This is a genomic window from Amycolatopsis eburnea (genome assembly GCF_003937945.1).
Taxonomy (GTDB): domain Bacteria; phylum Actinomycetota; class Actinomycetes; order Mycobacteriales; family Pseudonocardiaceae; genus Amycolatopsis; species Amycolatopsis eburnea.
On record NZ_RSEC01000063.1, the window covers coordinates 59,297 to 85,181 of the forward strand.

The window sequence follows — 25,885 nt, forward strand, 5'->3', positions numbered from 1 at the left end:
GCTCCATGACCGACACCGCAGCCCCGGCCGGCCCGGCCTACCGGGTGGTCGTGAACGACGAGGAACAGTTCTCGATCTGGCCCGCGCACAAGGAAAACCCGGCGGGCTGGCACGACGCCGGGAAGACGGCGGGCAAGGAAGAGTGCCTCGCCTGGATCGAGGAGGTGTGGACCGACATGCGGCCGCGGTCGGCCCGCGACCCCGAGCCGTCGCCGCTCGTCCGGCTCATCGCCGAGGTGCTCGAGGCCGACCCCGGCGAGCTCGGCGACGACGCCGGCCCGGGCCGGGCCGCGGGGTGGACGAGCCTCAAGCACGTCCAGCTCGTCACGAGCCTGGAGCACACCTTCGGCATCAAGCTGTCCGCCGCCGACATCCGGGGACTGACCTCGGTCGCGGCCATCCGGGAGACGCTGCGGGCGAAGGGGGCGGACGCGTGACCGACTACCTGGTCACCCCGACCATCGAGCAGGCGCCGGACCCGACGGCGGCGGACGCCGACCTCGCGACGATGCTCCTGATCCGCCACTTCGAGCTCGCGCTGCTGGACCTGTTCGCGCGGGGCGAGCTGCACGGCACGACGCACACGTGCCTGGGGCAGGAGTACGTCCCGGTCGCGCTGGCGCCGTTGCTGACCGCGCGGGACTACGTCTTCAGCAACCACCGCGGCCACGGCCACTACATCGCCCGCTTCGGCGACCCGGCCGGCCTGCTCGCCGAGATCATGGGCCGCGCGGGCGGCGTCTGCCACGGCGTCGGCGGCAGCCAGCACGTCTTCCGCGACCGCTACCTGTCCACCGGCGTGCAGGGGGAGAGCCTGCCGGTGGCCACCGGCGTCGCCCTGCACCTCAAGCGGGAGGAGCCGGGCGCGCTCGCGCTCGCCTACATCGGCGACGGCACCTGGGGCGAGGGCGCGGTCTACGAAGCGCTCAACATGGCGGCGCTGTGGCGGCTGCCGCTGCTCGTCGTCGTCGAGAACAACGGCATCGCGCAGTCGACGCCCACCGCCGCGGAGCTGGCGGGCACCATCGGCGGCCGCGCCGCCGCGTTCGGCTGTGCCCACCTGCGCGTCGAGAACACCGACCCGGCCGGGATCCGCGCGGTGGCGGGACCGCTCGTCGAGCGGGTGCGGGAGGGTACCCCGCTGGTCCTCGAGTTCGTCACGAACCGGCTCGGGCCGCACAGCAAGGGCGACGACACCCGCCCGGAGGCGGAGCTGAGCCGGGTACGCGCGGCCGACTGGCACGCGCGGGGCTCGGGGGAGCGGTTCGCGGCGGCCGACGCGGCCGCGGCGGCGCGGATCGCCGGCCTGGTGGCCGAGGTCTCCGCGCGCCCGCCGGCGGTCTGGAGCCGGGCGTGACCGCGCGGCCGGAACGGGTGGTGGAGAACCTCAACCGCGCGCTGCACGAGCGCCTGCGGGCCGACCCCCGGCTGTACGTGCTCGGCGAGGACATCGCCGATCCGTACGGCGGGGCGTTCAAGGTGACGCGCGGGCTGTCGGACGCCCACCCCGGCCGGGTGATCACCACGCCGATCAGCGAGAACGGCATCACCGGCGTCGCCGCCGGGCTCGCCTTGACCGGGGACGCGGCGATCGTCGAGATCATGTTCGGCGACTTCGCCGGGCTCGCGTTCGACCAGGTGCTCAACTTCGCCAGCAAGTCCGTGTCGATGTACGGGCGCCCGCACCCGATGCGGCTGGTGGTGCGCCTCCCCTCGGGCGGCGGCCGCGGTTACGGCCCGACGCACAGCCAGTCGCTGCTCAAGCACTTCATCGGGATCCCCGGGCTGTCGGTGTTCGAGCTGTCGCCGTTCCACGACAACCGGGCGGTGCTGGCCCGCATGCTCGACCTCGGCGAACCGTGCGTGTTCGTCGAGGACAAGGTGCTCTACACGCGCCGGCAGGCCGAAGGCGGCCGGGTGGACGACCTGTTCGACCACGGCTTCCTCGGCGCGCCCGACCACGCGCCCGCGCACGTGTACGTCGACGCCGAGGGCGAAGTGGACTGCCTGCTCGTCGCGCCCGGCGGCGTCGCGGACCGGGCCGTCGCCGCGATGCGGGAACTGCTGCTGCACCACGAGATCAGCTGCCGGCTCGTCGTCCCGTCGCGGCTGTACCCGGTCGAGGCCGAGCCGCTGCTGGCCGCGGCGCGCGGGGCGTCGCACGTCTGCGTCGTCGAGGAGAGCACGGCGGGCGGGACCTGGGGTGCGGAGGTCGCGCACGTCCTGCACGAGCGGCTCTGGGGCCGCCTGCGCCGTCCGGTGCGGCTCGTCCACTCGGCCGACAGCGTCATCCCCGCGGCCGTCCACCTGGAACGCGAGGTGCTGGTCCAGGCCGGGACGATCCGGGACGCCGTGCTCGCGGACCTGCGGGCGGAAAGGAGCCCGGTGTGAACGACATCGAGGTGCCGAAGCTCAACACCAACGACACCGCCTACGTGCTCGTCGAGTGGCTGGCCGAGGACGGGCAGCCGCTGAAGGAGGGCGACCCGGTCGCCGTCGTCGAGACGTCGAAGGCGACCGAAGAGCTGTACTGCGAACACGACGGCGTCCTGCACCGGCTGGTTGCCGCGCCCGCCGACTGCGGCCCCGGCGACGTCGTCGCCCACCTCTTCGCCGCGGACGAGGACCGGCGGGAGTTCCTGGCCGCCCGGCCGGCGCCCGCCGCGGCCGCGGGCGGCGGCGGGCGCTTCACCCTCACCGAACCCGCGCGGCGGCTGGCCGAGCGGCACGGCGTCGCGCCTGACGCGCTGGCCGGGCTGGGACTGCGGGTGATCCGCGAGGGTGACGTCCAGCGGCTGATCGCCGAGGCGGGGCCGGAAACCCACACCCCGAGCCGGGCCCAGCGCGGGGTGGCCGCCGCCGTTTCCCAGTCGCACCAGGAGATCCCGGCCGCCTTCACCGCCGTCGTCGTCTCCGCAGGCCCGGCGCTGGCGGCCGCGCGGGAGCTGTCGGCGCGGACGGGCGCGCTCATCGGGCTGCCCGAGCTGCTCGTGGCCGTCCTCGGCAGGCTCACCGCGCGGTTCCCGCTCTGCTACGGCACTCCCACCGCCAAGGGCACGCTGCTGCTGCCCACGGCGGCGCACGTCGGCGTCACAATCGACGTCGGGAAGGGGCTGTTCGCCCCGGTCGTGAAGGACGCCGGTGAGCAGCCGCCGGCCGAAATCGCCGGGCTGCTGATGGACTTCCGCATCAAGGCCATGCGCGAGGACTTCCGGGCCGAAGACCTCGACGGCGCGAACATCCTGCTGTCGCTGAACAACGACGACGACGTCCTGTTCGCCCAGCCCATCGTGTTCCCGGGCCAGACGTCCGCGGTCGCGCTGGGCGGGGTCCGCCAGGAGGCGGTGTTCGCCGCCGACGGCAGCGTCGCCCCGCGCTCGGTGGCCGTGGTCGGGCTGGCCTACGACCACCGGTTCGTCAACGGCAGCACCGCGGTGGAGTTCCTCAAGGCGATCAAGGCGCTGCTCGAAGCGCCGGAAGGGGTTTCGGATGCCACCGACCGCTGAGCGCGACGCACTGGCCGACGCCGCGGCCGCCGTGCGGGCCCGCCGCCGCGCCCTGCCCGCGGTTCCGCCCGTGCTGACGATCGGAGTGCTGGCCACCTACACGATCGACCCCGTCGAGCCGTACCTGCGGGTGGCGCTGGCGGACGCGGACCTGCCCCCCGAGATCGTCGTCGGGCCGTTCGACCAGATCCTGCCGGAATGCCTGGGCGAGCACGGGAAGCTGGCCCGGCTCACCCCCGACGCGCTCGTCGTCGCGCCCCGCTGGGAGGACCTCCCGGACGGCGAGGAGGAGCCGGAGCTGCTGCGGCTCGCGGACGCCGCGGTGGCCGCCGCCGACCGCTGGGAGAGCTGCCTGGTGTTCGTGCTCCCGGCGCTCCCGCAGGAGGGCGCCGGGTACTGGGACGGGACCGCGGCCGCCGTCTCGGCGGCGCGGCAGCGCCTGCGGGACCGGCTCGCCGGCCGGTCCCAGGTGCTGGTCGCCGACGCGGAGTCGGCGGTGCGCGAGGTCGGGGCGCTGCGCGCGCACCACCCGGCGCTGTACGCGTTCGCCCGGATCCCGTACACCGAGGAAGTGTTCTGGCGCCTCGGCCTCGGCATCGCGCGGCTCCTGCGCACGCACTTCGGTGGGGTGCCCCGCGTCGTGGTCCTCGGCGCCGACCTCCGGGCGGAGGAGTACGCGGAGGTCCTGCGCGACCCGCTGCGCCGGCTGGCGGCGGCCGGCGTGCGGATCGGCGCCCAGGACGAGCCCGGCCTCCTGCTGACCGCGGATCCCGAGCTGGCGAGCGCGGCCGCGGAGGGGGTGCTCCTCGGCCCGGCCACCGAGGACTGGCCGGCGGAGCTGCACGAGGCCGGCGTCTTCGACCGGCCGCTGCCTCGCCGGGCCGGTGCCGCCGCGGTCGCACCGCCGGAAGCCAACGCCACGTTGTCGCTGGAGGACTTCCTGGCGGGCCTGGAGCTTTCGGTGACGTTCGGCGAGCCGGACGTCCCGAAGGTGACCGACCTGCTCGCGCGGGCCAAGGACTTCGTGCTGGGCCCGGTGCCGGCCGGATTCGACCCGGCGGAGTTCGCGACCGCCGGCGACCGGCTGCTGCTGGCGGCGTCCGTCCGCGACCGCTTCGGCGACCACGGCCTGGGCGCGGTGGCGGCACTGGAGTTCGCCTCGGGTGTCTGCCGCGTCGAGGTGTTCTCGATCTCGTGCCCGGTGATGGGCCGGGGCGTGGAATCGGTGGTGCTGAAGGAGATCGTCGGCCGGGCCGAGGGCCGCGGCTGTGCCACCGTCGAACTCGTCGTCGCGGCGACCGGGCGCAACGACGTCGCCCTGGAGTTCGCGGCGTCGGCGGCCGAGACCACCGGGGCTGTCGTGGTCCGGACGGCGTGACGGAAGCCGGCCCCGCCTTCGTTCAGGCGGGGCCGGCTTCGCGCACTACTCGGGCTTGCTCGCGGAGAGCGTCCACGACAGGGGGAGCGGGTCGCCGGGCAGGCGCCAGAAGCCCTCGTCGTGCTCGTCGCGGACCATGGTGCTGAAGCGCTGCCGGCAGTCGACCGGGACCTCGGTGAAGGTCCGGATCTGCAGCCCGGCCTCGAGCAGCGCGCCCATGATCTCCGGGATGGTCCACAGCCAGCTGTACTGCTTGTACGACTCGATGTGCTGGACGTCGTCGTACCCGTCGCCGTAGGTCGCGGAGACCTCGTCCTCCAGCGGCCCGCTCGGCAGCCGCTCCGGCCGGACGCGCAGGACACCGTCGACCTCTTCCACCGCGGCGAGGATCGGGTGGATCTCCGCGATGTGGAAGACCCCGCCGGGCCTGAGGAAGTGCGCCACGACCTTGGCCCACGCCTTGAGGTCGGGCAGGAGGTGGAGCACGCCGTAGTCGGTGTAGACGATGTCGAAGGAGCCGTCCAGCACCTGCGGCAGGTCGAAGACGTTGGCGTGCACGAAGGTGATGTCGGTGTTCAGCCCGTCGGCCAGCTCCCGGCCGATCTTCAGCGCCTCGTCGGCGAAGTCCACGGCCGTGACGTTCGCGCCCAGCCGCGCCCACGAGATCGCGTTCAGCCCGATGTGGCACTGCAGGTGCAGGAAGTCCTTGCCGGAAACGTCCCCGAGCGCGCCCTTCTCCAGCGAGCGCAGGCTGCTCTTCCCGGCCCGGAACGCGTCGAGGTCGTAGTAGGTCGAGTCCAGGTGGGCGAGCGCCCGCCGGTTCCAGCCCTGCTGGTTGCTCTGCATGCGGGTGCGGTCGTCGATGGCGGTGTCCAATGGAGGCCTCTCTTCGCTGTGATGGCCGGCGTCAGGGGCCTGGCCCCTGCGACCGATCGTGTCCCGCCCCGCTGACTCGGCACTGAAGTCCCCGAACCGGCTCAACGGTCCGGCACGACAGCGTCCCCCGGCCGTCCGAAGTGGACGCGCGGCGCCGTCGCCGCGAAGCCTGGCGTCAGCCGCGCCGAGCGGCGGGTGCGGCGAGCTCCGCCAGGTGGCGCAGCGAGTTCTCGAGGTGCCCGGGCCCGAACGGCGGGAACGCGATCCCCCGGTCGCGGATGTGCTGCGGCACCGCCGACCAGTCGTAGGAAAGGGTGACGCCGGTGCTCGCCGCGCCGAGCGGGGTGAGGTCGTACCGCCAGAGCCAGCCGCCGAACTCCAGCTCGCCGTCGGCCTTCCGGTGCCCTGTCACCCAGCCGATGGCCCGCGGCGCGTCGAACACCTCGACCCGGTTGACGACCTGGTAGTCCCCGACCGCACGGCTGCCGTGGAACATGTCCATCCGGAAGAGCTGCCCGGTCCGGGTCAGCGGCGCCGGGTCGACGGGCTCCCGCACCCAGCCGGTGCCGTCGATCGCCGCGTGCGTCGTCGGGTCCGCCAGCACCGCGAACACCCGCTCGGCGGGCACGGGGAAGGTCAGGGTCGCGGTCACGGTCTCGTGCTCCGGCATGGTGGCGTCCTTTCTCGGGGAGCTTTCACCGTGACCACGAACGGCCCTGCCCCGGTTCGACACCGGCGGCCGGGATTTTCCGGCGTCACCCGCGGACGCTGGTGACCGGGTCCAGCAGACGGCGGACTTCGTCGGCCTCCGGGATGCCGAGTTCGGTGTACGCCGCCAGCGCGGCTTCGAGGTGTGCCTTCGCCTCGGCGTGCCTGCCGGCGGCCCGGCGGGCCGTGCCCAGGCCGTGGTGGGCGACGGCTCGTTCGCGGAGGTGGCCGGTGCGCTCGGCGAGGGCCAGCGCGCGCTGGTACAACTCGATCGCCTCGTCGCCGGTCTTGGTGGCCGCGAACTCGTTGAGCGCCGAGACTTCGAGGTTCGTGTCGCCGCCGGTCTTCGCGAACTCCAGGGCGCGGCGGAAGTGGTCGTCGGCCTCCTCCGAGCGGCCCAGGCCGGCGTACGCGCCGCCCAGTGCGGCCAGTACCGGTCCGCCGAGGCCGGCCGAGCCGAGGTCCAGGGCGATCCGGCCGCTCCGGCGCAGGTAGCCGACCGCCGCGTCGTGGTCGCCGCACCAGCGGTGGTGCTCGCCGGTGTTGCAGAGGGCGATGCCTTCGAGCAGGGCGTGGCCGGTGCGGCGCGCGGCGGCGAGCGCGAGGCCGAGGTGCTCGCGGGCCGCCGCGCGGTGGCCGCGGAGGTCGGCGATCGTCGCGAAGGCGTTGCGCACCATGCTTTCGAGCAGATCGTCGCCCCGCTCCACGGCCACGGACAGCGCTTGCTCGAGGTGGCCGGCGGCTTCGTCGTACCGACCGAGCCGGATCAGGGCGGTGCCGACGGCCCTGGCGGCGAACCCGCGCTCCGGCGTGCCGGGACGGGTCGCGGCGAGCGCGGCCGAGTGCAGGGCGACCGCGTCGTGGTAGAACGCCGCGACCTCCAGGTACCGCCACAGCGTCGCCGACAGGCGGACCACGTGCCCGGCCAGCTCGGCGGGCGCGCGGGTGGCCGCCGCCAGCATGGCCGCCCGCTCGGCGTCGAGCCACGCCCGCGCGGCGCCCGCGTCGGCGAAGTCCGGCTGCGGCCCCACCGGGCACGGGGCGGGCTCGCGCAGGTACGGCTCGTGGGGCGAGAACCGGTCCATGGCCGCAGAGGCCCAGCCCAGGTAGTGGTCGAAGAGCCGGGTCGACGCGGCGAGCCGGGCGCCGGGGTCGTCGGTCGCGGCGGCGAGTTCGCCGGCGTAGAGCTTGACGAGGTCGTGCATCCGGAACCGGCCCGGCGGGTCCTCCGCCAGGAGGTTCGCGGCGCACAGCACCCGCAGCGCCCGGGCGTTCCCGACCAGCGCCGTCGCGGCCGCGCGCCCGATGACGCCGCCGGGTGCCGGCCCGAGCAGCCGGAACGCCGTGGCGGCCCCGGCGTCGAGGCAGCGGTAGGACACCTCGAACACCGCGCGCAGGTTCGCGGACAGCTCACCGGTGTCCAACGCGTCCAGGCGGCTTTCGCGCAGTTCGCCGGCCAGCGCGGCCAGCGGGCGGTCCGGCTGGGCCGTGACCCGGGCGGCGATGATCGCGAGTGCCAGGGACAGCCCGCCGCACCGGCGCAGGATTTCGCCTGCGGCCTCGGGTTCGGCCGCCAGGCGGGCCGCGCCCAGCTTGTGCGCGAGCAGGTCCCGTGCCTCGGGTTCGGCCAGCGTGCGCAGCGGCAGCGCGCCCGCGCCGTGGGTGGTGAGCAGGCCGCCCAGCTCGTGCCGGCTGGTGATCAGCACCGAGCAGGAGGACCCGCCGGGCAGCAGCGGGGTCACGTGCGCGGTGTCGCGGGCGTTGTCCAGCAGCACGAGCAGCCGGCGCTGCGCGGTGAGGCTCCGGTACAGCGCGGCCTGCGCGTCCGGCTCCGGCGGGATCGACGCCGGGGCCACGCCGAGCGCGCCGAGCAGGCCGCGGAGGGCCCGTTCGGCGGGCACCGGTTCGCGGGCCGGGTCGAAGCCGCGCAGGTCGGCGTAGAGCTGCCCGTCGGGGAACCGGCTCGCGTTGCCGGCCGCCCACCGCACCGCGAGCCACGTCTTCCCGAGACCGCCGGCGCCGGAGACCACCGCCACCGCGCCCGGCGCGGCGAGCAGCCGGTCGAGCGCCGCGAGTTCGCCGGCGCGCCCGGTGAACGACGGCGGCGCGGCCGGGAGCTGCCGGGGGACCGCCGGCTGCCCGCCGCGCAGGATCCGCTCGTGCACCCCGCGCAGGCGCGGCCCCGGATCGGCGCCGAGTTCGTCGGCCAGCCGGGCCCGGACCCGCTCGTACTCGCGCAGTGCGTCGGCCGGACGCCCGTCGAGGTGGAGCGCCTCGATCCGCTGCGCCGCCGCGCGTTCCCCGCTCGCGGCGTTCGGCCGGGTCAGCACCTCGGCGTGGGCGCCGGTGCGCAGCCGGAGGTCGTCGCGATCCAGCTCCGCCGCTTCGCGCTTGCGTTCCAGCTCACCGCGGACACCGTCGACCCACGGCGAGTCCAGCCCGCTGAACGGTTCGCCCCGCCACAGCCCCAGCGCCTCGTCGTAGAGCGCGAGGGCCGCCGGGTCGTCCGCCGTCGCGCGCGCTCGCCGCAGCAGGTCCTCGAACCGGTGCACGTCCACCGTCAGCGGGTCGGCGACCAGGACGTAGCCGCCGCGATCGCGTTCGATCGCGACGCCGTCCAGCGGAGCCAGCAGCCCGCGCAGCCGCGAAACGTAGGCGTAGAGAGCATTCCGCGGCTGCCGCGGCGCGCGTTCGCCCCAGACGCGGTCGATCAGCCGATCGACCGGCACCGCCCGGCCGACGTCCAGCAGCAGCACCGCCAGCACGTCCCGCTGCCGGGCGTGCCCGACGTCGAGCCGGGTACCGCCGGCGACGACCTCGACGGTGCCCAGCACCCGCAGTTCCACCACGACGGCCCTCCCTGCGTTCAGGCCTAGCGGATCGGCGGCGCCGGGACAAGGTCCGCACCGGCGGTGCGCAGGTCCGGCGTCCAGCGGTGACGCCCGGGTGACGTCGGAGCCGCGCGGCCGTGACGCCTCGAGTGCGATTCTGCCCCCAACCATGTCCACATCCTTCAAAGTCCGCGCTCCGCGTGCGAAGGCACCGGTGGCGGCTCCGGTGCCGGACCTGCTTGCGCCCGCCGCGCGTGCGTCGGGTTCGCCACCGCGGGTCGGGCCCGCGCTGTCCGGGTGGCCCGGGCAGCTGCTGGCCGGGCAGGACTTGGTCGGGAACCAGGCGGTCGCGGCCGGTGCGCTGTCGACCAGCCCGCGCCCGCCGACCGCGAAACCGGCCCCGGGGAAGAAACCGGAGCCGATGCCGCTCCGGAAGGCGACCGCGCCACCCGCACCCGGTGCGGACCGGAAGGACGCGAAGGGCACCGACGAGCGCCCCGAGAAGGGTGCGAAGAAGAAGGAGGACGCGGCAGGTCCGCGAACACCGGGTGCGGACCCGAAGTTCCAGGCGTTGAAGAAGGACGTCGCGGCCAAGAAGCGGCGGGTCGCGTCGAGCCACCCGCCGCCGGCCGCGGAGGCCGGTGCCGCGCAGGGGGCTGCGGTGCCGCCGGCCGATGACCGGGAGGCTCGCGGCAAGGCGGCGCACGCCGAGGACATGGCGGCCGCCCAGCCCAAGCAATTCGACAAGCAGGCCTTCATCGCCGCGGTCGAGAAGGCGGTCAAGGACCGCGCTCCGAAGAACCTGGACGAAGCGGACAAGTTCGGGGAGTCGGGCAAGGCCGAGGAGGTCAAGACCGAGGTCCAGGGCAAGGTCGGCGCGGGCAAGGACGCCGCGGCCCAGGAGATCGCCGATACGACCGCCGCCGCACCACAACCCGCCCCCGACACCAAGCAGGTGGTGCCGCTGGCGGTGGACCAGGTGCCGGGAAAACCGGAGGCACCGAACCCGGCCCAGGCCGCCCCGGACGCGCTCCCGAAGTCGGCCACGGACATGTCGGACGGACCGCGGCAGGTCACCGACCGGATGGCCGAGGCACAGGTCACCGAGCAGCAGCTGGCGATGAAGAACTCACGCGAGCCGGGGTTCGACAAGGCGGTGCGGGACAAGAAGACCCTGGAAGCACACTCGGAATCCGCGCCGGAACAGCTGCGGGCCGGCGAGGCCACCGAGCTGAAGAAGGTCAAGGCCACGGCCGCGACCCGGGGTGCGGGCGCGATGGCGGCCATCCACACCACCCGCGTCGCCACCGGCCGGCAGGTCGCCACCGGCAAGCAGGGCGCCAAAGGCCACGACGAGGACAAGCGCGCGCAGGTCGCCGCTTTGCTGCAGAAGGTGTTCGACGACACCAAGGCGGACGTCGAGAAGATCCTCTCCGACCTGGACAAGAAGGTCGACGACCAGTTCACCACCGGCGAGAAACGAGCACGGGACCGGTTCACCGACGAGCACACCCGGGGTATGGACGAGTACAAGGACCGCCGCTACTCGGGCTGGGCGGGCAAGGCCCGCTGGGTGAAGGACCTGTTCGCCGACCTGCCGGAGGAAGCCAACCGGATCTACGAACGCGCCCGCGACCACTACCTGACCGCGATGCGCGAGGTCATCGCCGACGTCGCCGGCACCGTCGAGAGCGAGCTGCGGCACGCGAAGGAGCGCATCGCCTCGGGCCGCAAGGAGCTCAAGCAGGCGGTCGACACCCTGCCGAAGGACCTCCGCGCGATCGGCAAGGAGGCGGCCGCGGACTTCGAGGGCAAGTTCGACGAGCTGGCGGACACGGTCGACGACAAGGGCACCGAGCTGGTCGACACCCTGGCGACCAAGTACGTCGACGCGGTCAAGGCGGTCGACGCCGAGATCGCGGCGGAGAAGGAGAAGAACAAGAGCCTCTTCCACAAGGCCGCCGACGCGATCGGCGGCGTCATCGACACCATCAAGGAACTGGGCCGGCTGCTGGGGGGCGTCCTGCGCAAGGCCGCCTCGGCGGTTCCCCTGATCCTGCGCGACCCGATCGGCTTCCTCGGCCGGCTCATCTCCGGCGTCGGCGGCGGCCTGAAGCTGTTCATGGACAACGCCGGCCGCCACCTCCAGCAGGGCGTGCTGGCCTGGCTGCTGGGCACCGGCGTGGCCGCGGGCCTGCAACTGCCGACCAGCTTCGACGTCCTCGGCATCCTCGTGCTGATCGCCGGCCTGCTCGGGCTGTCGTGGCCGAACATCCGCGACCGCCTGGCCCGGCGGGTGAACCCGAAGGCGATGGCGGCCGCGGAAACCGGCACGGACGCGATCCCGATCGTCGTGGAAGCGAAGAAACGCGGCGTCGCCGGGCTGTGGTCGGACCTGAAGTCCCGCGTGGGAGACCTGAAGCGGGACCTGATCGGCAAGCTGGTGTCCTACCTGCTGCCGACGATCATCATCGCGGGCATCACCTGGATCGTCTCCCTGTTCAACCCCGCATCGGCGTTCATCCGCGCGTGCAAGATGATCATCGACATCATCCGGTTCATCGTGACCCAGGGCCGGCAGATCATCGAGTTCGTCAACACCGTGCTCGACGCGGTGATCGCCATCGCCCGCGGTGGCACCGGCGGGGTCCCGGCCATGGTCGAACGCGCGCTCGCCCGCTCGATCCCCGTCCTCATCGGCGCGCTGGCCGCCATCCTCGGCATCGGGGGCATCGCGGGCAAGGTCAAGCAGATCTTCCAGGCGCTGTCCCGCCCGGTGAACCGAGCCATCGACTGGGTCATCGACAAGATCACCGGCCTGCTCAAGAAGCTCTGGAACAAGATCAAACCCAAACCCGCGAAGCCGAAGCGCCCCAAGCCGAAGCGCCCGAAGGACGGCGGCAGACCGGACCGCCCGCGGCGCCGGCCACGTCGCCCGCGTCGCCCCGACGCCCGCAGGCCGGGCAAACGCCGACCGGACCGCGGGCCCGGCCGCCGCCCGCGCGAACGGTCGGAGGCGGACAAGCGGCGCTCGCTGAACGCCGCCCTGCGCGCGGCGAACCGGCTCATCGGTGCCGCCTCCGCGACGGTCGACGGCGTGCGGCGTCAACTGCCCCGGCTCAAGCGGCGGTACGAGCTGACGTCCATCCGGCTCGTCGAGTCCGGCGCTCTCCACGTCATCGAACTGGCGATCAACCCGCGGGCCAAGAGCAAGAAGGGACTGTTCCCCTACCGGATGGGCAAGGCGACCGATTCGGTCGGGCTGACCGCCGTCGGTCAGCAGGTGAGCAACCTGGACAACGCGATCGACCCGATGGAACAAAAGCATCCCGCGGCGTTCGTCGTCACGATCGCGGCGGTACCCGGTGAAGTGGCGAGGAACCCCCGGATCGCCGCCCGGTACGGCGACGAGGCGTGGGCGGGTTCCACGGAACGACGGGTGGCCCACCGCAGAACCGCGGTCGTCATCGGGATCAACGCCGCCGAGCCGCTCGACCCGCGGGCGAGCGTGGACCGTGGTGCCGCCGCGGTGGGCAAGGCCGTCCACGCCGTCCAGCGACCGGACCAGCTGCGCGTGGCGGTGTTCGGCTTCGTCTGGGCCCCGGGGTGGGTGCACAAGGAGACCAAGGCGCACGCTTCGATCGACACGGTGCGGGCGGCGTACAACTCGCTGGAATCCGCCGGTGAAAAGGAGGCGGTGCGGGAAGACGAGGAGAAGGGCGTCAAGGACCGGAAATCCGTACCCTACGGCCTTGTCCGCGGGCACATCCTGAAATCGCCGTACACGAAACGGGCGGTGGAAATCCTCCAGGAGGTCAACCGGCAGGTCCACGTCCTGAGCCAGGACGCGGACAGCGGTGTCCGCGCGCCCAAGGGCCGTGGTGTGCTGGCCGCTTACGACGAGGTTCTCCGCACCATCTCGGGTGATCCCGTGATGATCATCGGCGGGTACGACTTCGAGGACCTCGACTGGCGTGAGAACGGGGAACCACGCACGGTCCAGCTGACGAAGCTCGCCAACCGGATCGACCGGGCGATCCGGGTCGCGATCGCCCGGCACGCCCCCGAAGTCCTGTACCCGACCGAGCCGAGCACGCTCGTCAAGGTCTGGGACGAGGTGTGGCCGGCCGACCGCCGGAACCGCGTGTTCCAGGCGCTGCAGGACCGGGCCGACGCCGCGGCGCGGGACCGCCTGCCCTACGGCGCGGGGGAAGGCGAAGGACGCCGGTTCCGCAACTGGCTGAGGCGGCTGTTCGGCGCGGACTTCTCGGTGGCTTACGACCCCCGGGCTTCCGTCGGCACCGATCCGAGACTGGCGTCCAGCCGGGGGTTCGCCGTGCGAGCGGCGAGCCGCCGGCGCAAGCGTCACGCGATCTACGCGGTCATCCTGCAGTCGCAGTCGATGGCGAGCGCACGAACGCTCGCCAACGAGTTCTTCCTGTCCAACCCGTCGATCGGCCCGAGGGAAAGGATCATCCTTCAGACACGTGTCTTCACCCACGTCGAGGCCGTCATCCGGCTCATGGCCGACAATCCCGGGCTGCGCGTGCACGACCCCCAGGTCCAGGCACGCCTGAACGCGATGACGCAGGCGGTGCGGGACTACCAGAACCGCATTCCCCAGGGAGAGCGGAGTGCCGCGGCGAACCAACGGCTCCATGACACCATGGACGTGGTGGAACGCATGACGCGGGACATCATCACCACGCTGACGGCCAGTGACCTCAGGCGCACCTGGGTGAAACTGCGTGCGCAACTGCGGAAGGCGCAGCACGAGGCGAAGCGGGCTTCGGCACCGAGGAGGACGTAGGTGGACGACGGGACGCTTCGGCGGCTGCGCGCGGAGGCGACGCGGGCGGACTACCCCTCGATGGCTCGGCTGGCCCAGGCGTTGTACGACAACGGTTTGACCACGCGGGAAGTCCTGCACGAGTGCTACGGCGTCGACTTCCCGATCGAATTCTTCGTGCTCGCGGAGGCCGATCCGTGGGAGCTCGGCCTGCTGGTCACGTGCACCGATCAGCCGTGGCGCCTGGCCGTCCCCCCGGACGAGGGTGGACCACAACCCGCGGCGGACCCGTCGGGGCCGACGGAGCGGCGGCTGCTCGCCTTCGACCCCGATCTCCTGCCGCTCATGTACCTGCTCGGTTCGGACAGCGTCCCGTGGGACAACCAGTTCGTGCTTTGCTACCGGCTGTCCGAACTCCGGGCGAACCGGTCGACCGTCTACCGGTTGCGCCAGCAGACGACTCGTCCCGGCAAGGTGCGGCGACTCGGTGACTCCCTGCTTTCCGTCCTGCACGAGTACCACGCGAAACATGTTCGCGACATCGAACGCGAACAAGATGATCCGGACAACTGGGGCGCCGGAGCCGTTCCGGACGAGGAAGTGGACGCGTTCCGGGCGCTGGTCGAACGGATCGAGGCGCTCCAGCACGAGGTGGCGGCACGCGAAGGCCGGTGAAGGCAGCCGGAACTACGTCTGGGCCTGGAACGCGTGGATCACGTGCGCGGCGAACCGCCGGGTCGCCGCGGCCGGGATGCCGCTGCCCGCCATGAGCATCAGGACCAGGTCGTTCGCGGTGACGTCCGGCCGCAGGTGACCCGTGTCCCTGGCCCGGCGGACCAGTTCCGCCGCCGCGGCCAGCGACGACGCCCGCATCGCCCCGAAGTCCAGTGCCTGCGGGTACGCCGACTTCACTGCCTCGATGAAGCCGTGGTCGCGCACCTGCAGCGCGCACAGCCGGTCCACCACGAAGCAAAACCCGCGCCAGGCATCGGGATCGGCGAGCCCCCGAGTCACCGTGGACTGCCAAGCGCGCGACTGGTCCGTGAACGCCTCGGTGACCAGCGTCCGCTTCGTCGGGAAGTGGCGGTACACCGTCGCGGGGCCGACTTCGGCGCGGCGGGCTATTTCGCGGATCGGGACGTTCAGGCCGGCCGCGCCGATCGCCGTGCGGGCCGCGGTGAGGATGCGGGCTCGGTTGTCGCCGGCGTCGGTGCGAGGCAAGCGGGCGGTCATCGCTCTCACTTTAGGGGACCGCGGACGGCGGTTCGTTAGCGTGCCGGGACATGAGCAGGTACGACGGAGACAGCTGGGACGAGACATCGGGGGTGGGGGCGACCGCCACCCTCGCCGCCGTCGCGCGGGCGGTGGCGAGCCGGGAGGACGTCATCGACGACCCGTTCGCCGCGCCGCTCGTGCGGGCCGTCGGCGTCGGTCTCCTCACCCGGCTGGCGACCGGCGAGACGGCTCCCGGTGAGCTGGTCGGGCGGGGCGCGATCGACGGGGCCAAGGTGCGGACCAGGTTCTACGACGACTTCTTCCTCGACGCGGCGGGCGCGGGCCGCACGCAGGCCGTGATCCTGGCTTCGGGGCTGGATTCCCGCGCCTACCGGCTGCCCTGGCCGGCCGGGACCGTCGTGTACGAAGTCGACCAGCCGCGGGTCGCGGAGTTCAAGACCCGGACCATGGCCGGGCTGGGGGCGGTGCCCACGGCCGAGCGGCGGGTGGCCGCGGTGGACCTGCGCGACGACTGGGCCGGCGCGCTGTGCGCCGCCGGGTTCGACTCGGGCCTGCCGACGGCGTGGAGTGCCGAAGGCCTGCTCGGCTACCTGCCGCCGGAGGCGCAGGACCGGCTGCTGGACACCATCACCCGCCTCAGCGCGCCGGGGAGCCGGGTCGCGACCGAGAGCCGGCCCAACCCGCGGCCGGGCGAAGAGGAGCGGACGAAAGCGAGCCTGGACCGCATCTCCGCGCGCTGGCGCGAGCACGGCTTCGACCTCGACCACGCCGGGCTGCGGTACTTCGGCCCGCGCAACGAAGCCGCTCCCTACCTGGCCGGCCTCGGCTGGACGGTGACCGGCAACAGCGTTCGAGACCTCTTCGCCGCCTACGGACTCCCGCCGCTGGCCGACGACGGCTTGCGGATGGGCGGCGTCCGCTACGTCACCGGGATCCGGTAGCCGGTGGCGGCCGCGGCGATGTCGAGCGCGGCTTCCGTGGGGGAGCGGTCGTCGGCGTCGTCGCCGCGTTCGGGGTGGGTGGCCACCGAGCCGGGGTCGACCGCTTCGACGTGGATCCCGGTGCCGCGCAGTTCGGCGGCCAGGGCCGTGGTCAGGCCTTCGAGGGCGTACTTGGCCAGCGCGTACCCGGGTGCGCGGACGGCGTCGACGTCGGCGCCGATCTGCGCGGCGGCGCCGCTGGAGACGTTGACGATCCGGGCGGCGGGCGCGGCCCGCAGCAGCGGCAGGCAGGCCAGGGTGAGCGCCCAGGTGCCGAGCACGACGACGTCGTAGGCGGCGCGGGCCGCGGCGATGTCCGCGTCCAGCAGGGAAGTCACGGTGAAGTCGGGCATGTTCGCCGCGTTGTTGACCAGCGCGTCGAGGCGTCCGGCCGTGGTGCGGAGGTGACCGGCGCACGCCTCGACGTCCGCCGGGTCGGTGACGTCGAGGCGCACGGCGTCGGCGGAGAGCCCTTCGGCGGTCAGCCGGGCGGCCAGCTCCCGGGTCTGCTCGAGGTTCCGCCCGGCGAGGACGGCGTGGTAGCCGCGGGTGGCGAGGTCACGGGCGACGGCGAAGCCGAGCCCCTGCGCCCGGCTCGCGCCGGTGACGAGGGCGACCTTGGATTCGTTCATGACACCTACTGTAGGGATTCCCTACAATTGTGCCATGTCCTCCGCCGACCGCCCCCGCGCCCTGCTGCGCTGGCCGACCTACCTGATGGGCCGCCTCCACCGCGCCGGCGTCGCCCGCATCGACGAAGAGCTGGCGGCGGCCGGCACGTCGTTGCGCGAGTTCTACGTCCTGGTCTGCGTCGGCGAGTACGGGCCGCTGTCCCAGCAGTCCGTCGCCGACCGCCTCGGCCTCGACCGCAGCGACCTGGTGAAGGTGCTCGACCGCCTGGAATCGGCGGGCTGGGTCGTGCGCGAACGGGACACCGAAGACCGGCGGCGGCACGCGCTGACGGTGACCGGCGACGGCCGCGCGGTGGTGGCGAAGACCGAGGAGATCTCGGCAGCGGTGACCGGTGAGCTGCTGGCCCGCTTGACCCCGCGCGAGCGGGACACCCTGCATCGGTTGCTGCTCAAGGCTTCCGGGGACGGACGGATCAGCCGACCGGGAACTTGACCCCGGTGAGCTCCTCCGAAACCGTCCACAGGCGACGCTGCACGGCGACGTCGTAGGACTGCGGGCTGGAGGCGACCACCTGCGGGCGCCCGCGGTAGCCGCCGAGGCCGTCGGGGCCGTAGTACTGGCCGCCGAGGGCGGCGGGGTCGGTCGCGGCGCGCAGGATCGGGAGCGCGCCCCGCTCCGAGCTTTGGGTGAACAGCGGCGCGACGGCCGGGAACACCGCGCGGACGACCGCGGGGGAGTTGCGCATCAGCTCGGTACGCGCCACGCCGGGGTGCGCGGCGACCGCGGCGGTGGTGCCCCGCGGCGCCAGGCGGCGCTGCAGTTCGTAGCTGAACATCAGGTTGGCGAGCTTGGCCTGCCCGTAGGCGGCGACGCGGTCGTAGGAGTTCTCCCACTGCAGGTCGTCGAAGTGGATCGCGGCGCGGATGCGGTGGGCGATGCTGGCGACCGTCACCACGCGGGACCCCTCGACCGGCAGCAGCAGGTCGAGCAGCAGGCCGGTGAACGCGAAGTGGCCGAGGTGGTTGGTGCCGAACTGCAGCTCGAAGCCCTCGCGGGTGGTCTGGCGCGGCGGGTACATGACGCCGGCGTTGTTGATCAGCAGGTCGATCTTCGGCAGCGTGCCGCGCAGGTCCGCGGCGGCGGCGCGCACGGAGTCCAGGGCGGCGAGGTCCAGTTCCTGCACGGTGACGTCGGCGTTCGCGCCCAGCTTGGCGGCCGCCTTCTTGCCCTTCTCGGCGTCGCGCACGGCCAGCACCACGGTCGCGCCGCGCTCGGCCAGCGCCTTGGCGGTGTCGAAGCCGAGGCCGGTGTTGGCGCCGGTGATCACGGCGACGCGGCCCCGCTGGCTCGGGATGTCGCGCTCGGTCCAGTTCCTGCTCATGGCGGTCCCTCCGGTGGCGGCCCTTGCGGACCGGCGGTCTGTTATGTCCCCGACGCTAAGGAACCGCCGGTCTGTTGTCAAGAGACTGTCGGTCTTTAACTTCGCCCGAGGCGCGTTAGGCTGCTCTCATGACCTTCCAGCGGGCGCGCAGCGCGGAGCAGCGAGAGGAGCGGCGGCGCACGATCCTCGACACGGCGCTGGCCATGCTCGACGAGATGCCGGTGGCCGACGTGAGCCTCAACGAGCTCAGCCGCCGGGTCGGCCTGGCGAAGTCGAACGTGTTGCGCTACTTCGAATCCCGCGAAGCCGTCCTGCTCGAACTGCTCCAGGGCGCGCTGCGGGACTGGCTGGCCGAGGTGGCGGACGAGCTGGCCGCGGGCGTCGACCGGGACGCGCCGGCGCGCGTTCGCGGCGACGCGTTCGCGGCGGTGGTCGCCGAATCCCTGGCCCGCCGCACGGTGCTGTGCGACCTGATCGGCGCGCAGGCGGGCGTCCTGGAGCACAACGTGTCGGTGGACGTCGTCGTGCGGTTCAAGCGGTCGGCGCTGGCGGGGCTGGAGTCGATGGCCGACCTGCTCCGGAGCTACGTCCCCGAGGTGGGCGAGGAGGCGGCGCCGGTCTGCCTGATGGCGATGATCCTCACCGGCGGGTTGTGGACGCACTGCCGCCCGTCGCCGAGCGCGCTGGCGGCGTACGAGGCGGACCCGGCGTTGCGGGCACTGCGCTTGGAGCTGGCGCCGGCGTTGCGGCACGGGCTGGCGACGCTGATCGCGGGAGCCATGGCCCGCTGACGGCTACGGCCGCCGAGGTCGGGCAAAAGTGTGGCGCTCGCTCTGCGGCGGCTTCGGTGACGTCTTGAATGAGTCATTCAGGTCTTCGGAGGTCCTGAATGACTCATTCAAGACACCACGGCATGACCTCCGGGCCCGGAGTCCGGCTACGGCTGTCTTGACACGGCTGCTCACTCATTCATACATTCGTTGTCACTTTGTATGAATGACGGGAGTTGATCCGCATGCGGCTCGGCCAGACCGCCGTCGTCCTGGGCGGCAGCGCCGCCGGTCTCTGCACCGCCGGTGCCCTCGCCCCCTTCTTCGACCAGGTGCTCGTGCTGGAACGCGACCGGCTGCCGGCCGGTGCCGAACACCGGCGCGGGGTCCCGCAGAGCAAGCACCCGCACTTCCTGCTGAACTCGGGGCGGCGGGCGATCGGCGCGCTGTTCCCCGGCTTCGAGGACGACCTGATCGCGGCGGGCGGGCTGCACCTGATGCCGTCCATGGACGCGGCCTACCTCGACGGCGCGGGCTGGTCGGCGCGCAAGCGCAGTGCGATGACGATGATCTACGGCTCGCGGATCCTCATCGAGCGGGTGCTGCGCGACAAGGTGCGCGAGCTGCCGAACGTCGTGATCCGCGAAGGGGTCACCGCCGGTGGCCTGACCTTCGACGGCGGGGCGGTCACCGGGGTCGAGGCGGGCGAGCGCCTCGACGCGGACTTCGTCGTCGACGCGATGGGCCGCGGCTCACCCGTCGCCGGCTGGCTCGCGGCGGCCGGGTGGCCCGAACCGCAGACGCAGACGCTCGACGCCAAGGTCACCTACACCTCGCGCTGGTACGACCTGCCCGCCGAGCGCCCGGCGTCCTGGTGGTGGCGGCACCTGGTGATCATGCCGACCCCGGACAAGGGCGAGCACCCCGCCGAGCACGACTTCCTGGTCAACTTCTTCCCCGTGGAAGGCAACCGGGTCATCGCCTGCATGGGCTCGTGGGGCCTCGAAATGCCCCGCACCACCGACGCGTTCGCCGAGGTGGCCCGCCGGGTGCGGACACCGTTGTTCGCCGACGCGATGGAGCGGTGCGAGCCGGTGTCCGAAGTGCACCTGACCCGCTCGACCGGCAACAAGTGGCGCCGCTACGACCGCCTGCGCACGCCGCCGCGCGGCCTGGCGTTCGTCGGGGACGCGATCTGCGCCTTCAACCCCTTCTACGCGCAGGGCATCAGCTCCGCGGCGGGCTCGGCGCTGCTCCTGCGCGAACACCTTTCCCGCGCCGGCCGCCTCGACGACGGCTTCGGCAAGCGCTTCCTCGCCGCGCAGCGCAAGGCGCTCCAGGTGCCGTGGCGGCTCGCGATGGCGCGGGACCAGGGCTACGAATGCGCCGAGGGCACGGAAAAACCGCCCGAGTGGAAACGCCGGGTGCTCGCGGCGGTGTCCGCGCCGGCGTTCAGCCTGATCGTCGGCGCCGCCCGGGAAGACGACGTCGTCGACGAGCACTTCGCCAAGGTGTTCAACCTCGACGAGTCGCTGGGGGACATGCTGGGCAACCCGCGGGTGCTCGCCGGGCTCGTGCGCTACCGCGTCCGCGCCGCGCTGGGGCGGCACCGGGTCCCGTTCGGGTTCGACCCCCGCGCCGAACCGCCTGCCACGGACTATTCGACGGTGGCCGCGCGATGAGCCCGGGGTGCGGGCCGGACGCCGAGGCCGTCACCCGCGGGCTGGGCTTCGACTGTCACGACGTCTCCCCGGTGGTGTCGGTCCGCTTCCCGTGGGACCTGGCGGACTGGACGATGCCGGTGCTCGAAGCGCTCGTCGTCGCCGGTGCCGTCTTCGCGCTGGTGCACGCCGTCCGGCGGTACCGCGCGGGTGATCCGGTCAACCTGGCGCTGTGGGGCGCTTCGCTGGTCTACCTGTTCGTCACCGAACCGCCGTTGTACTTCCCCGAGTGGTTCGGCCTCGACGAGCTGTACGGCTTCATCTTCGCCCACAACCGGTTCACCGTGCAGTTCATGGGGGACCGGCTGCCGCTCTACATCGTGGCGTTCTACCCGGCGTTCAGCCAGCTCGCCTACGAAGTCGTGCGGTCGCTCGGGATCTTCCGCCGCGGCGCGCTGCGCGGCGCGGTGGCCGTCGCCTTCGTGTGCCAGGTGTTCTACGAGGTCTTCGACCAGATCGGGCCGCCGCTGAAGTGGTGGGCCTGGAACCCCGGCAACGCCATCGTCAACCACCCCGCGCTCGCGACCGTGCCGATGACCAGCATGCTGCTGTTCGCCTCGGTTTCGATGGCGGCGATGACGTACCTGGTCGTGCGCCTGCGCGGCCGGGCCGCGTTCCTGCTGGCCGGCGTGCTCACGCCGTTCGCGATGGTGGTCGCCGGCCTCCCGGCGAGCCTGTTCCAGGGGAACTTCCCCGTGCAGGCCTGGATCCTCGGCGCCGAGCTGGCCGTGGTCTGGCTGGCCGGCGGCTGGATCGTCGCCACCCAGCGGTCCCTTGTGGACGTGTCCGCCTTCGCCCGGATCTACCCCGCCGCCTACCTGGGTGTCCTGGCCGCGATCTGGGTGGCCGCACTGCCGTCTCACGAAGTCCCGATCGAAAGCGGGCTCTACGCGCTCGCCTGCTTCGCGGCGGCCGGCCTGGTGCTCGCCACGCTGCACCGGGCCCGCCGGCCCGCGCCGGTGTGAGCGTCGGGGAAGATGGCGGGCATGGGGCACCACGGATGGCGGGGCAACCCGCCCGCTACGGAAGACGAGGCACGCCGCCGCATCGTCGAGGCGGCGACGGCGTGCCTCGACCGCGTCGGGCCGGCGAAGACGAGCCTGTCCGATGTGGCCGCCGAGGCGGGCGTCACCCGGCAGACCGTCTACCGCTACTTCCCGAGCCTGAAGGACATCCTCCGCGCGGTCGGGCTGGCCGGGGTCGAGGAGTTCGCCGCACGGATGGAACGCCACCTCGCCACGTTCGGCACCGCCGCCGAAGCCGCGGTGGAGTCGGTGGTGTGGGCCGTCCGCACGGTCCCCGGCGAGCCCCACCTCGGTCTGCTCCTGCAGGCGGGCGAAGCCGACTTCTTCACCGACGGCGTGATCTCGCCGCTCGCGTTCTCCTTCGGCACGCGCATCCTCCGCAACGTCCCGGTCGACTGGGCGGCGGCGGGCGTCACCACCGAGGCGGACTTCCGCGGTCTCGCGGAGGTCCTGATGCGCCTGTTCATGTCGTTCCTGCAGCACCCGACGACCCCGCCGCCCGCCGACGACGAGCTGCGCGCGCTGGTCCGCCGCTGGCTCGGCCCGGCCCTCGGCGGCTGACCTCATACCTCCGTGATGCGCGGCGACTCGAGGTACTTCACCAGGTTCGGCGGCGCGTAGGGCGGCCGCATGGTCTCGTGGCGGTGCTGCGCGCACGACGCGAGCGACTCCGACGGCGGGTCCACCACGCCGATCTCGCGGTCGATCGAGCCGAACCACTTGTACAGCCGGTTCAGCGAGTTGTGCAGCACGCCGAGGTCGTCCGCGGCCGGCAGGCCGTCGAACCCGTCCGGGGTGAAGACCAGCCCGCACTTCTCGGCCCTGGCCACCAGCCAGTGCAGGGCGAGCCCCGACAGACCCTGCTCGGGGTAGCCGCCGCCGACGTCGGAGTGCGCGCCGCAGAACCAGACCTGCTCGCGCTCCTGGCCGTCGGCGCCGGGCGAGGGCAGCCAGATGGCGGGCCGGAACGCCTTCCGGTGCTCGTCCACGGCCAGTGCCTGGAAGGCCGACTGCACGGTCGACGTCAGCTGCGTGTCGTGGAACTGCCAGCGCCGGTTCAGCAGGTTGAGCAGGCGGCCGCCGCTGAGCGGGATGCCCAGCGCGCCCACGGTGTCCCAGACGCCGACGAACCGGACCGGCGTCACGTCCTGGTGCGCGAAGCGGTCCCGGAATTCCCGCGCCGCGGGGCTCGCCGGCCCGGTCGCCGGATCCCGGTCGCGGTAGAGCCGGTAGGCCTCGTCGACCCGGCTCGCGTGCCGGGGGAGCAGCACGCCGCAGTTGCGGATCAGGCCGACGGCGCTGCGCGCGGTGTAGGCGCCGCGGCTGAAGCCGAAGAAGAACAGCTCGTCCCCGGGCTCGTAGTGCTCGACGACGAACCGGTAGGCGTCGCGCACGTTGGCGGACAGCCCCCAGCCGAACGCGCCGCCGGCCAGCCGGTCCCACAACCGCTTCCCGGTCCCGACGCCTTCGTGGTAGTGCACCAGCTGCTTCGTGCCGGCCGGATCCACCGCGGCGACGGCGTCCTTGACCTTGACGACGTTCGTCGGCGCCTTCTGGGTGAGTGAGTTCCAGGTGCCGTCACAGCAGACGACCAGTCGTTTCGCCATCGTTGCCTCCCCGGCGCCGGACATGCGTGAGTCGCATCCGGACGGTGGCCCGTTACTCCGCCCGATTGCGTCCGGGTAACGCATCCCTTGCGATCGTTGCACTTGATGTCAATTACCCACGTCCCTAGCGTGAAAGGCATGAACCTCACCGTCCTCGCGGCGTCCGGCCGGACCGGCCTCGAGCTCACCCGGGAAGCCCTCCGGCGCGGCCACACCGTCACCGCCGTCGCCCGCGACCCCGCCCGCATCCCGCTGCCCGACGGCGGCGGGCTGCGCAAAGCCACCGCCGACGTCGCCGACCCGGCGAGCGTCGCCGCCGTCATCGGGGCCGGTTCCGTCGTCCTTTCCGGACTCGGCACGGACCGCGCGGGCACGCTGCTGGCCGGCGCGGAAGCCGTGATCGCCGCCGGGCCGGCCCGGATCATCTGGCTGGGCGCGTACGGCACCGGCCCGTCCGCCGAAGCCGCCGGGGAAGCCGCCGGCGTGCTCGGGAAAGTCCTGGGCGACCGGCTCGCGGACAAGGTCGCCGCCGACACCGCCGTCCTAGCCGCCGGGGGCACGGTCTTCCACGCCGGGATGCTCACCGACGGACCGGAAAGCCCGGACCGGCGCACCGCCGGGCTGGCCGAAGCACCGCCGTTCGACCTCGGGGCGAAGATCACGCGGGCCACCGTCGCCGCGGCCATGCTCGACGAAGCCGAGCACCCACGCTTCGCCGGCGCGGTCGCGCTACCGCTGGCCGGCTAGCCCGCGACGACCTCTTCGAAGGCCGCCGCCACCTGCTCGCGCAGCCAGGCGTGCGCGGGGTCGGAGTCGTAGCGCTGGTGCCAGGTGCAGCTGACCGGCGCCGCCGGCGAGTCCACCGGCAGCGGCCGGGTGACCAGCCCGAACGCCTCGATCAGCGGGCGGCCGAGGAGCGCGGTGCAGGTGACCAGCACGTCGCCGCGCGCCGCCGTCTGCAGGGCCGTCGAGAGGGTCGCCACCGCCGCGACCACCTGGCGCCGCAGGCCTTCGGCGGCCAGGACGTCGTCGATCGGCGCGGTCAGCCGGCCGCGCCGGGAGACCACGACGTGCGGGTGCGCGGCGAAGGCACGCAGGTCGAGGGCGTCGGCGCACGGGTGCCCCCGCCGCATCGCGACGACGAGCGAGTCGTGGCCGATGACCTCGGACCGGAACTCGGGCAGCGCCGGCCGCCCGCCGCCGAGTTCGAGGTCCACGCGGCCGTGGCGCAGGTCGTCGGTGTCGGCCGAGTTTTCGGCCAGCACCCGGAGCCGCACGCCGGGGGCGTGCGCCATGAGCCGGCCGGCCAGCACCGGGACCACCGACGCGGCGAGCGCGTCGTGGCACTGGATCGTGAAGGTGCGGTCCAGCGCGGCCAGGTCCAGCTCGCGGGCCGGCGTCAGCACCTCGCGGGCCTGCCGGACCAGCCGGTGCACGTCTTCCCGGACCGCCAGCGCGTACGGCGTCGGCGCCATCGTGTGGCCGGTGCGCACGAGGATGTCGTCGCCGGTCACCTTGCGCAGCCGCCCGAGCGTGCGGCTCACCGCCGGCGACGACAGGTGCAGCCGCTCGGCCGCGCCCATCACGCTGCCTTCCTCGAGCAGCGCGTCGAACACGGTGAGCAAGTTCAAGTCCAGGTGCACATCGCCAGAAAACCACAGGAGGAAAAATGACCCACGAACCGCTCGCCACCGCCGTCCGCGAGGCCGGTGCCCGCGTGCTCGCGCGCTACGCCACCGCGTCCCGGCCGCCCGGGCTGCCGGAGGTGCTGGCGGACCTGCGCGCCAACGACGCCGCCGTCGCCGATGTGCTGCGCCCGGCGCTCGCCGAGATCCGGCCGGAGGCGCGCTGGCTCGACGACGAACACGGCTCCGGGCCGCTGGCCCCGGGCGAGTGGTGGCTCGTCGACCCGGTCGGCGGGAACGTCAACGCGGTGCACGGCATGCCCGACTGGAACATCGGGGTCAGCCTCGTCCGCGACGGGCGCCCGGTGCTGGCGGCGCTGTACGCCCCGGTCGCGGACGAGCTGTTCACCGCCACCGAGGGCGGCGGCGCGTTCCTGAACGGGGCGCCGCTGCGGGTCTCCGCCAAGACGTCGCTGGACGGCGCGCTCGCCGGGACCGGGCAGGCGCAACCCGGGCACGACGCCGCCTTCTTCGAGCGCATGGGCCGGTCGTTCGCCGCGATGTCGGCGGCCGCGCTGTACGTCCGGATCTCCGTGCCGGTGAGCCACCAGCTCGCCCAGGTCGCGGCGGGCCGGATGGACCTGCACTGGCAGCCCGACAACGTCCGCTCGCACGCGGCAGGCGTGCTGCTCGTCCAGGAGGCGGGCGGCACGGTGACCGACCTCGAGGGCAAGCCGTGGGACCTCACGAGCGAGAGCTACCTCGCCGCCGCGCCCGGCGTGCACGCGGCGGCGCTGGAGGTCCTCACGGCTTGACCGT

General features: G+C 73.2%; 22 protein-coding genes and 2 pseudogenes. 16 read left to right on the forward strand and 8 right to left on the reverse strand.

Features of this window, described 5'->3' with window-relative positions:
• Nucleotides 1-5: 5 nt before the first annotated feature.
• From EIY87_RS48810 to EIY87_RS44105, 6 genes and pseudogenes are all read left to right on the forward strand, one after another.
• Nucleotides 6-197, forward strand: a pseudogene (locus EIY87_RS48810) (MbtH family protein); the annotation flags it as partial.
• 30 nt (nt 198-227) lie between these two features.
• Nucleotides 228-437 (forward strand): annotated as a pseudogene (locus EIY87_RS48815) (acyl carrier protein); the annotation flags it as partial.
• Complete coding sequence (locus EIY87_RS44090; protein WP_225440403.1) at nt 434-1,357, forward strand: thiamine pyrophosphate-dependent dehydrogenase E1 component subunit alpha; 924 nt, start codon at nt 434-436, stop codon at nt 1,355-1,357. The pseudogene EIY87_RS48815 and the gene EIY87_RS44090, both read left to right, overlap by 4 nt.
• Entirely contained in the window at nt 1,354-2,391 is a 1,038-nt protein-coding gene (locus tag EIY87_RS44095; protein WP_125316020.1) for an alpha-ketoacid dehydrogenase subunit beta, read from the forward strand. The genes EIY87_RS44090 and EIY87_RS44095 overlap by 4 nt, the downstream gene beginning before the upstream one ends.
• Complete coding sequence (locus EIY87_RS44100; RefSeq protein ID WP_125316022.1) at nt 2,388-3,506, forward strand: 2-oxo acid dehydrogenase subunit E2; 1,119 nt, start codon at nt 2,388-2,390, stop codon at nt 3,504-3,506. The genes EIY87_RS44095 and EIY87_RS44100 overlap by 4 nt, the downstream gene beginning before the upstream one ends.
• Nucleotides 3,490-4,884, forward strand: coding sequence for a hypothetical protein (locus EIY87_RS44105; protein ID WP_125316025.1), 1,395 nt, complete (start codon nt 3,490-3,492; stop codon nt 4,882-4,884). The genes EIY87_RS44100 and EIY87_RS44105 overlap by 17 nt, the downstream gene beginning before the upstream one ends.
• 45 nt (nt 4,885-4,929) lie before the next feature.
• Here the strand turns inward: EIY87_RS44105 and EIY87_RS44110 are convergent, their stop codons facing one another.
• From EIY87_RS44110 to EIY87_RS44120, 3 genes are all read right to left on the reverse strand, one after another.
• Nucleotides 4,930-5,760, reverse strand: coding sequence for a class I SAM-dependent methyltransferase (locus EIY87_RS44110; protein ID WP_125316027.1), 831 nt, complete (start codon nt 5,758-5,760; stop codon nt 4,930-4,932).
• Nucleotides 5,761-5,935: 175 nt separating this feature from the next.
• Nucleotides 5,936-6,430, reverse strand: coding sequence for an SRPBCC family protein (locus EIY87_RS44115; RefSeq protein ID WP_125316030.1), 495 nt, complete (start codon nt 6,428-6,430; stop codon nt 5,936-5,938).
• An 85-nt stretch (nt 6,431-6,515) separates the two neighbouring features.
• Nucleotides 6,516-9,317, reverse strand: a complete 2,802-nt coding sequence (locus EIY87_RS44120; RefSeq protein WP_125316031.1) for an AfsR/SARP family transcriptional regulator — start codon at nt 9,315-9,317, stop codon at nt 6,516-6,518.
• Between the two features lie 196 nt (nt 9,318-9,513).
• On the opposite strand from EIY87_RS44120, the gene EIY87_RS44125 reads away from it, so the two are divergent.
• Together EIY87_RS44125 and EIY87_RS44130 are read left to right on the forward strand one after the other, a co-directional pair.
• The gene (locus EIY87_RS44125) at nt 9,514-14,109 is read left to right on the forward strand and encodes a hypothetical protein (protein WP_158641463.1); all 4,596 of its coding nucleotides are present in this window, start codon (nt 9,514-9,516) and stop codon (nt 14,107-14,109) included.
• On the forward strand, nt 14,110-14,763 hold the full coding sequence (locus tag EIY87_RS44130) for a hypothetical protein (RefSeq protein WP_125316035.1): 654 nt from the start codon (nt 14,110-14,112) through the stop codon (nt 14,761-14,763).
• 12 nt (nt 14,764-14,775) lie between these two features.
• Here the strand turns inward: EIY87_RS44130 and EIY87_RS44135 are convergent, their stop codons facing one another.
• Nucleotides 14,776-15,321: a TetR/AcrR family transcriptional regulator gene (locus EIY87_RS44135; RefSeq protein ID WP_125316037.1), complete on the reverse strand. Its 546-nt coding sequence runs from the start codon at nt 15,319-15,321 to the stop codon at nt 14,776-14,778.
• A 50-nt stretch (nt 15,322-15,371) separates the two neighbouring features.
• Here EIY87_RS44135 and EIY87_RS44140 point away from each other — a divergent pair, with 50 nt between their 5' ends.
• Nucleotides 15,372-16,265, forward strand: coding sequence for an SAM-dependent methyltransferase (locus EIY87_RS44140; RefSeq protein WP_125316039.1), 894 nt, complete (start codon nt 15,372-15,374; stop codon nt 16,263-16,265).
• On the opposite strand, the gene EIY87_RS44145 is transcribed toward EIY87_RS44140, so the two are convergent.
• Entirely contained in the window at nt 16,244-16,936 is a 693-nt protein-coding gene (locus EIY87_RS44145) for an SDR family NAD(P)-dependent oxidoreductase (protein WP_125316041.1), read from the reverse strand. The two genes, EIY87_RS44140 and EIY87_RS44145, sit on opposite strands and share 22 nt — an antisense overlap.
• Before the next feature lie 34 nt (nt 16,937-16,970).
• On the opposite strand from EIY87_RS44145, the gene EIY87_RS44150 reads away from it, so the two are divergent.
• Nucleotides 16,971-17,429: a MarR family winged helix-turn-helix transcriptional regulator gene (locus tag EIY87_RS44150; RefSeq protein WP_225440404.1), complete on the forward strand. Its 459-nt coding sequence runs from the start codon at nt 16,971-16,973 to the stop codon at nt 17,427-17,429.
• On the opposite strand, the gene EIY87_RS44155 is transcribed toward EIY87_RS44150, so the two are convergent.
• Nucleotides 17,410-18,318, reverse strand: coding sequence for an SDR family NAD(P)-dependent oxidoreductase (locus tag EIY87_RS44155; protein ID WP_125316043.1), 909 nt, complete (start codon nt 18,316-18,318; stop codon nt 17,410-17,412). The genes EIY87_RS44150 and EIY87_RS44155 overlap by 20 nt on opposite strands.
• Nucleotides 18,319-18,446: 128 nt before the next feature.
• Here EIY87_RS44155 and EIY87_RS44160 point away from each other — a divergent pair, with 128 nt between their 5' ends.
• From EIY87_RS44160 to EIY87_RS44175, 4 genes are all read left to right on the forward strand, one after another.
• Entirely contained in the window at nt 18,447-19,109 is a 663-nt protein-coding gene (locus tag EIY87_RS44160) for a TetR/AcrR family transcriptional regulator (protein ID WP_125316045.1), read from the forward strand.
• 224 nt (nt 19,110-19,333) lie between these two features.
• On the forward strand, nt 19,334-20,770 hold the full coding sequence (locus tag EIY87_RS44165) for an FAD-dependent oxidoreductase (protein WP_125316047.1): 1,437 nt from the start codon (nt 19,334-19,336) through the stop codon (nt 20,768-20,770).
• A complete protein-coding gene (locus tag EIY87_RS44170; RefSeq protein ID WP_125316049.1) occupies nt 20,767-21,774 on the forward strand; it encodes a hypothetical protein in 1,008 nt (335 codons plus the stop codon). Before EIY87_RS44165 ends, EIY87_RS44170 begins: the two co-directional genes overlap by 4 nt.
• Nucleotides 21,775-21,795: 21 nt before the next feature.
• Complete coding sequence (locus tag EIY87_RS44175; protein WP_125316051.1) at nt 21,796-22,395, forward strand: TetR/AcrR family transcriptional regulator; 600 nt, start codon at nt 21,796-21,798, stop codon at nt 22,393-22,395.
• Between the two features lie 2 nt (nt 22,396-22,397).
• On the opposite strand, the gene EIY87_RS44180 is transcribed toward EIY87_RS44175, so the two are convergent.
• Entirely contained in the window at nt 22,398-23,441 is a 1,044-nt protein-coding gene (locus tag EIY87_RS44180) for a DUF2235 domain-containing protein (RefSeq protein ID WP_125316053.1), read from the reverse strand.
• 138 nt (nt 23,442-23,579) lie between these two features.
• Between EIY87_RS44180 and EIY87_RS44185 the strand changes: the two genes are divergently transcribed.
• The gene (locus EIY87_RS44185; RefSeq protein ID WP_191984502.1) at nt 23,580-24,188 is read left to right on the forward strand and encodes an NAD(P)-dependent oxidoreductase; all 609 of its coding nucleotides are present in this window, start codon (nt 23,580-23,582) and stop codon (nt 24,186-24,188) included.
• On the opposite strand, the gene EIY87_RS44190 is transcribed toward EIY87_RS44185, so the two are convergent.
• Nucleotides 24,185-25,072 carry a LysR substrate-binding domain-containing protein gene (locus EIY87_RS44190; protein WP_225440405.1) on the reverse strand — a complete coding sequence of 296 codons (888 nt, stop codon included), beginning with the start codon at nt 25,070-25,072 and terminating at the stop codon, nt 24,185-24,187. The genes EIY87_RS44185 and EIY87_RS44190 overlap by 4 nt on opposite strands.
• 38 nt (nt 25,073-25,110) lie before the next feature.
• On the opposite strand from EIY87_RS44190, the gene EIY87_RS44195 reads away from it, so the two are divergent.
• Nucleotides 25,111-25,881 carry an inositol monophosphatase family protein gene (locus EIY87_RS44195; RefSeq protein WP_125316059.1) on the forward strand — a complete coding sequence of 257 codons (771 nt, stop codon included), beginning with the start codon at nt 25,111-25,113 and terminating at the stop codon, nt 25,879-25,881.
• The last annotated feature ends 4 nt before the right edge of the window (nt 25,882-25,885 follow it).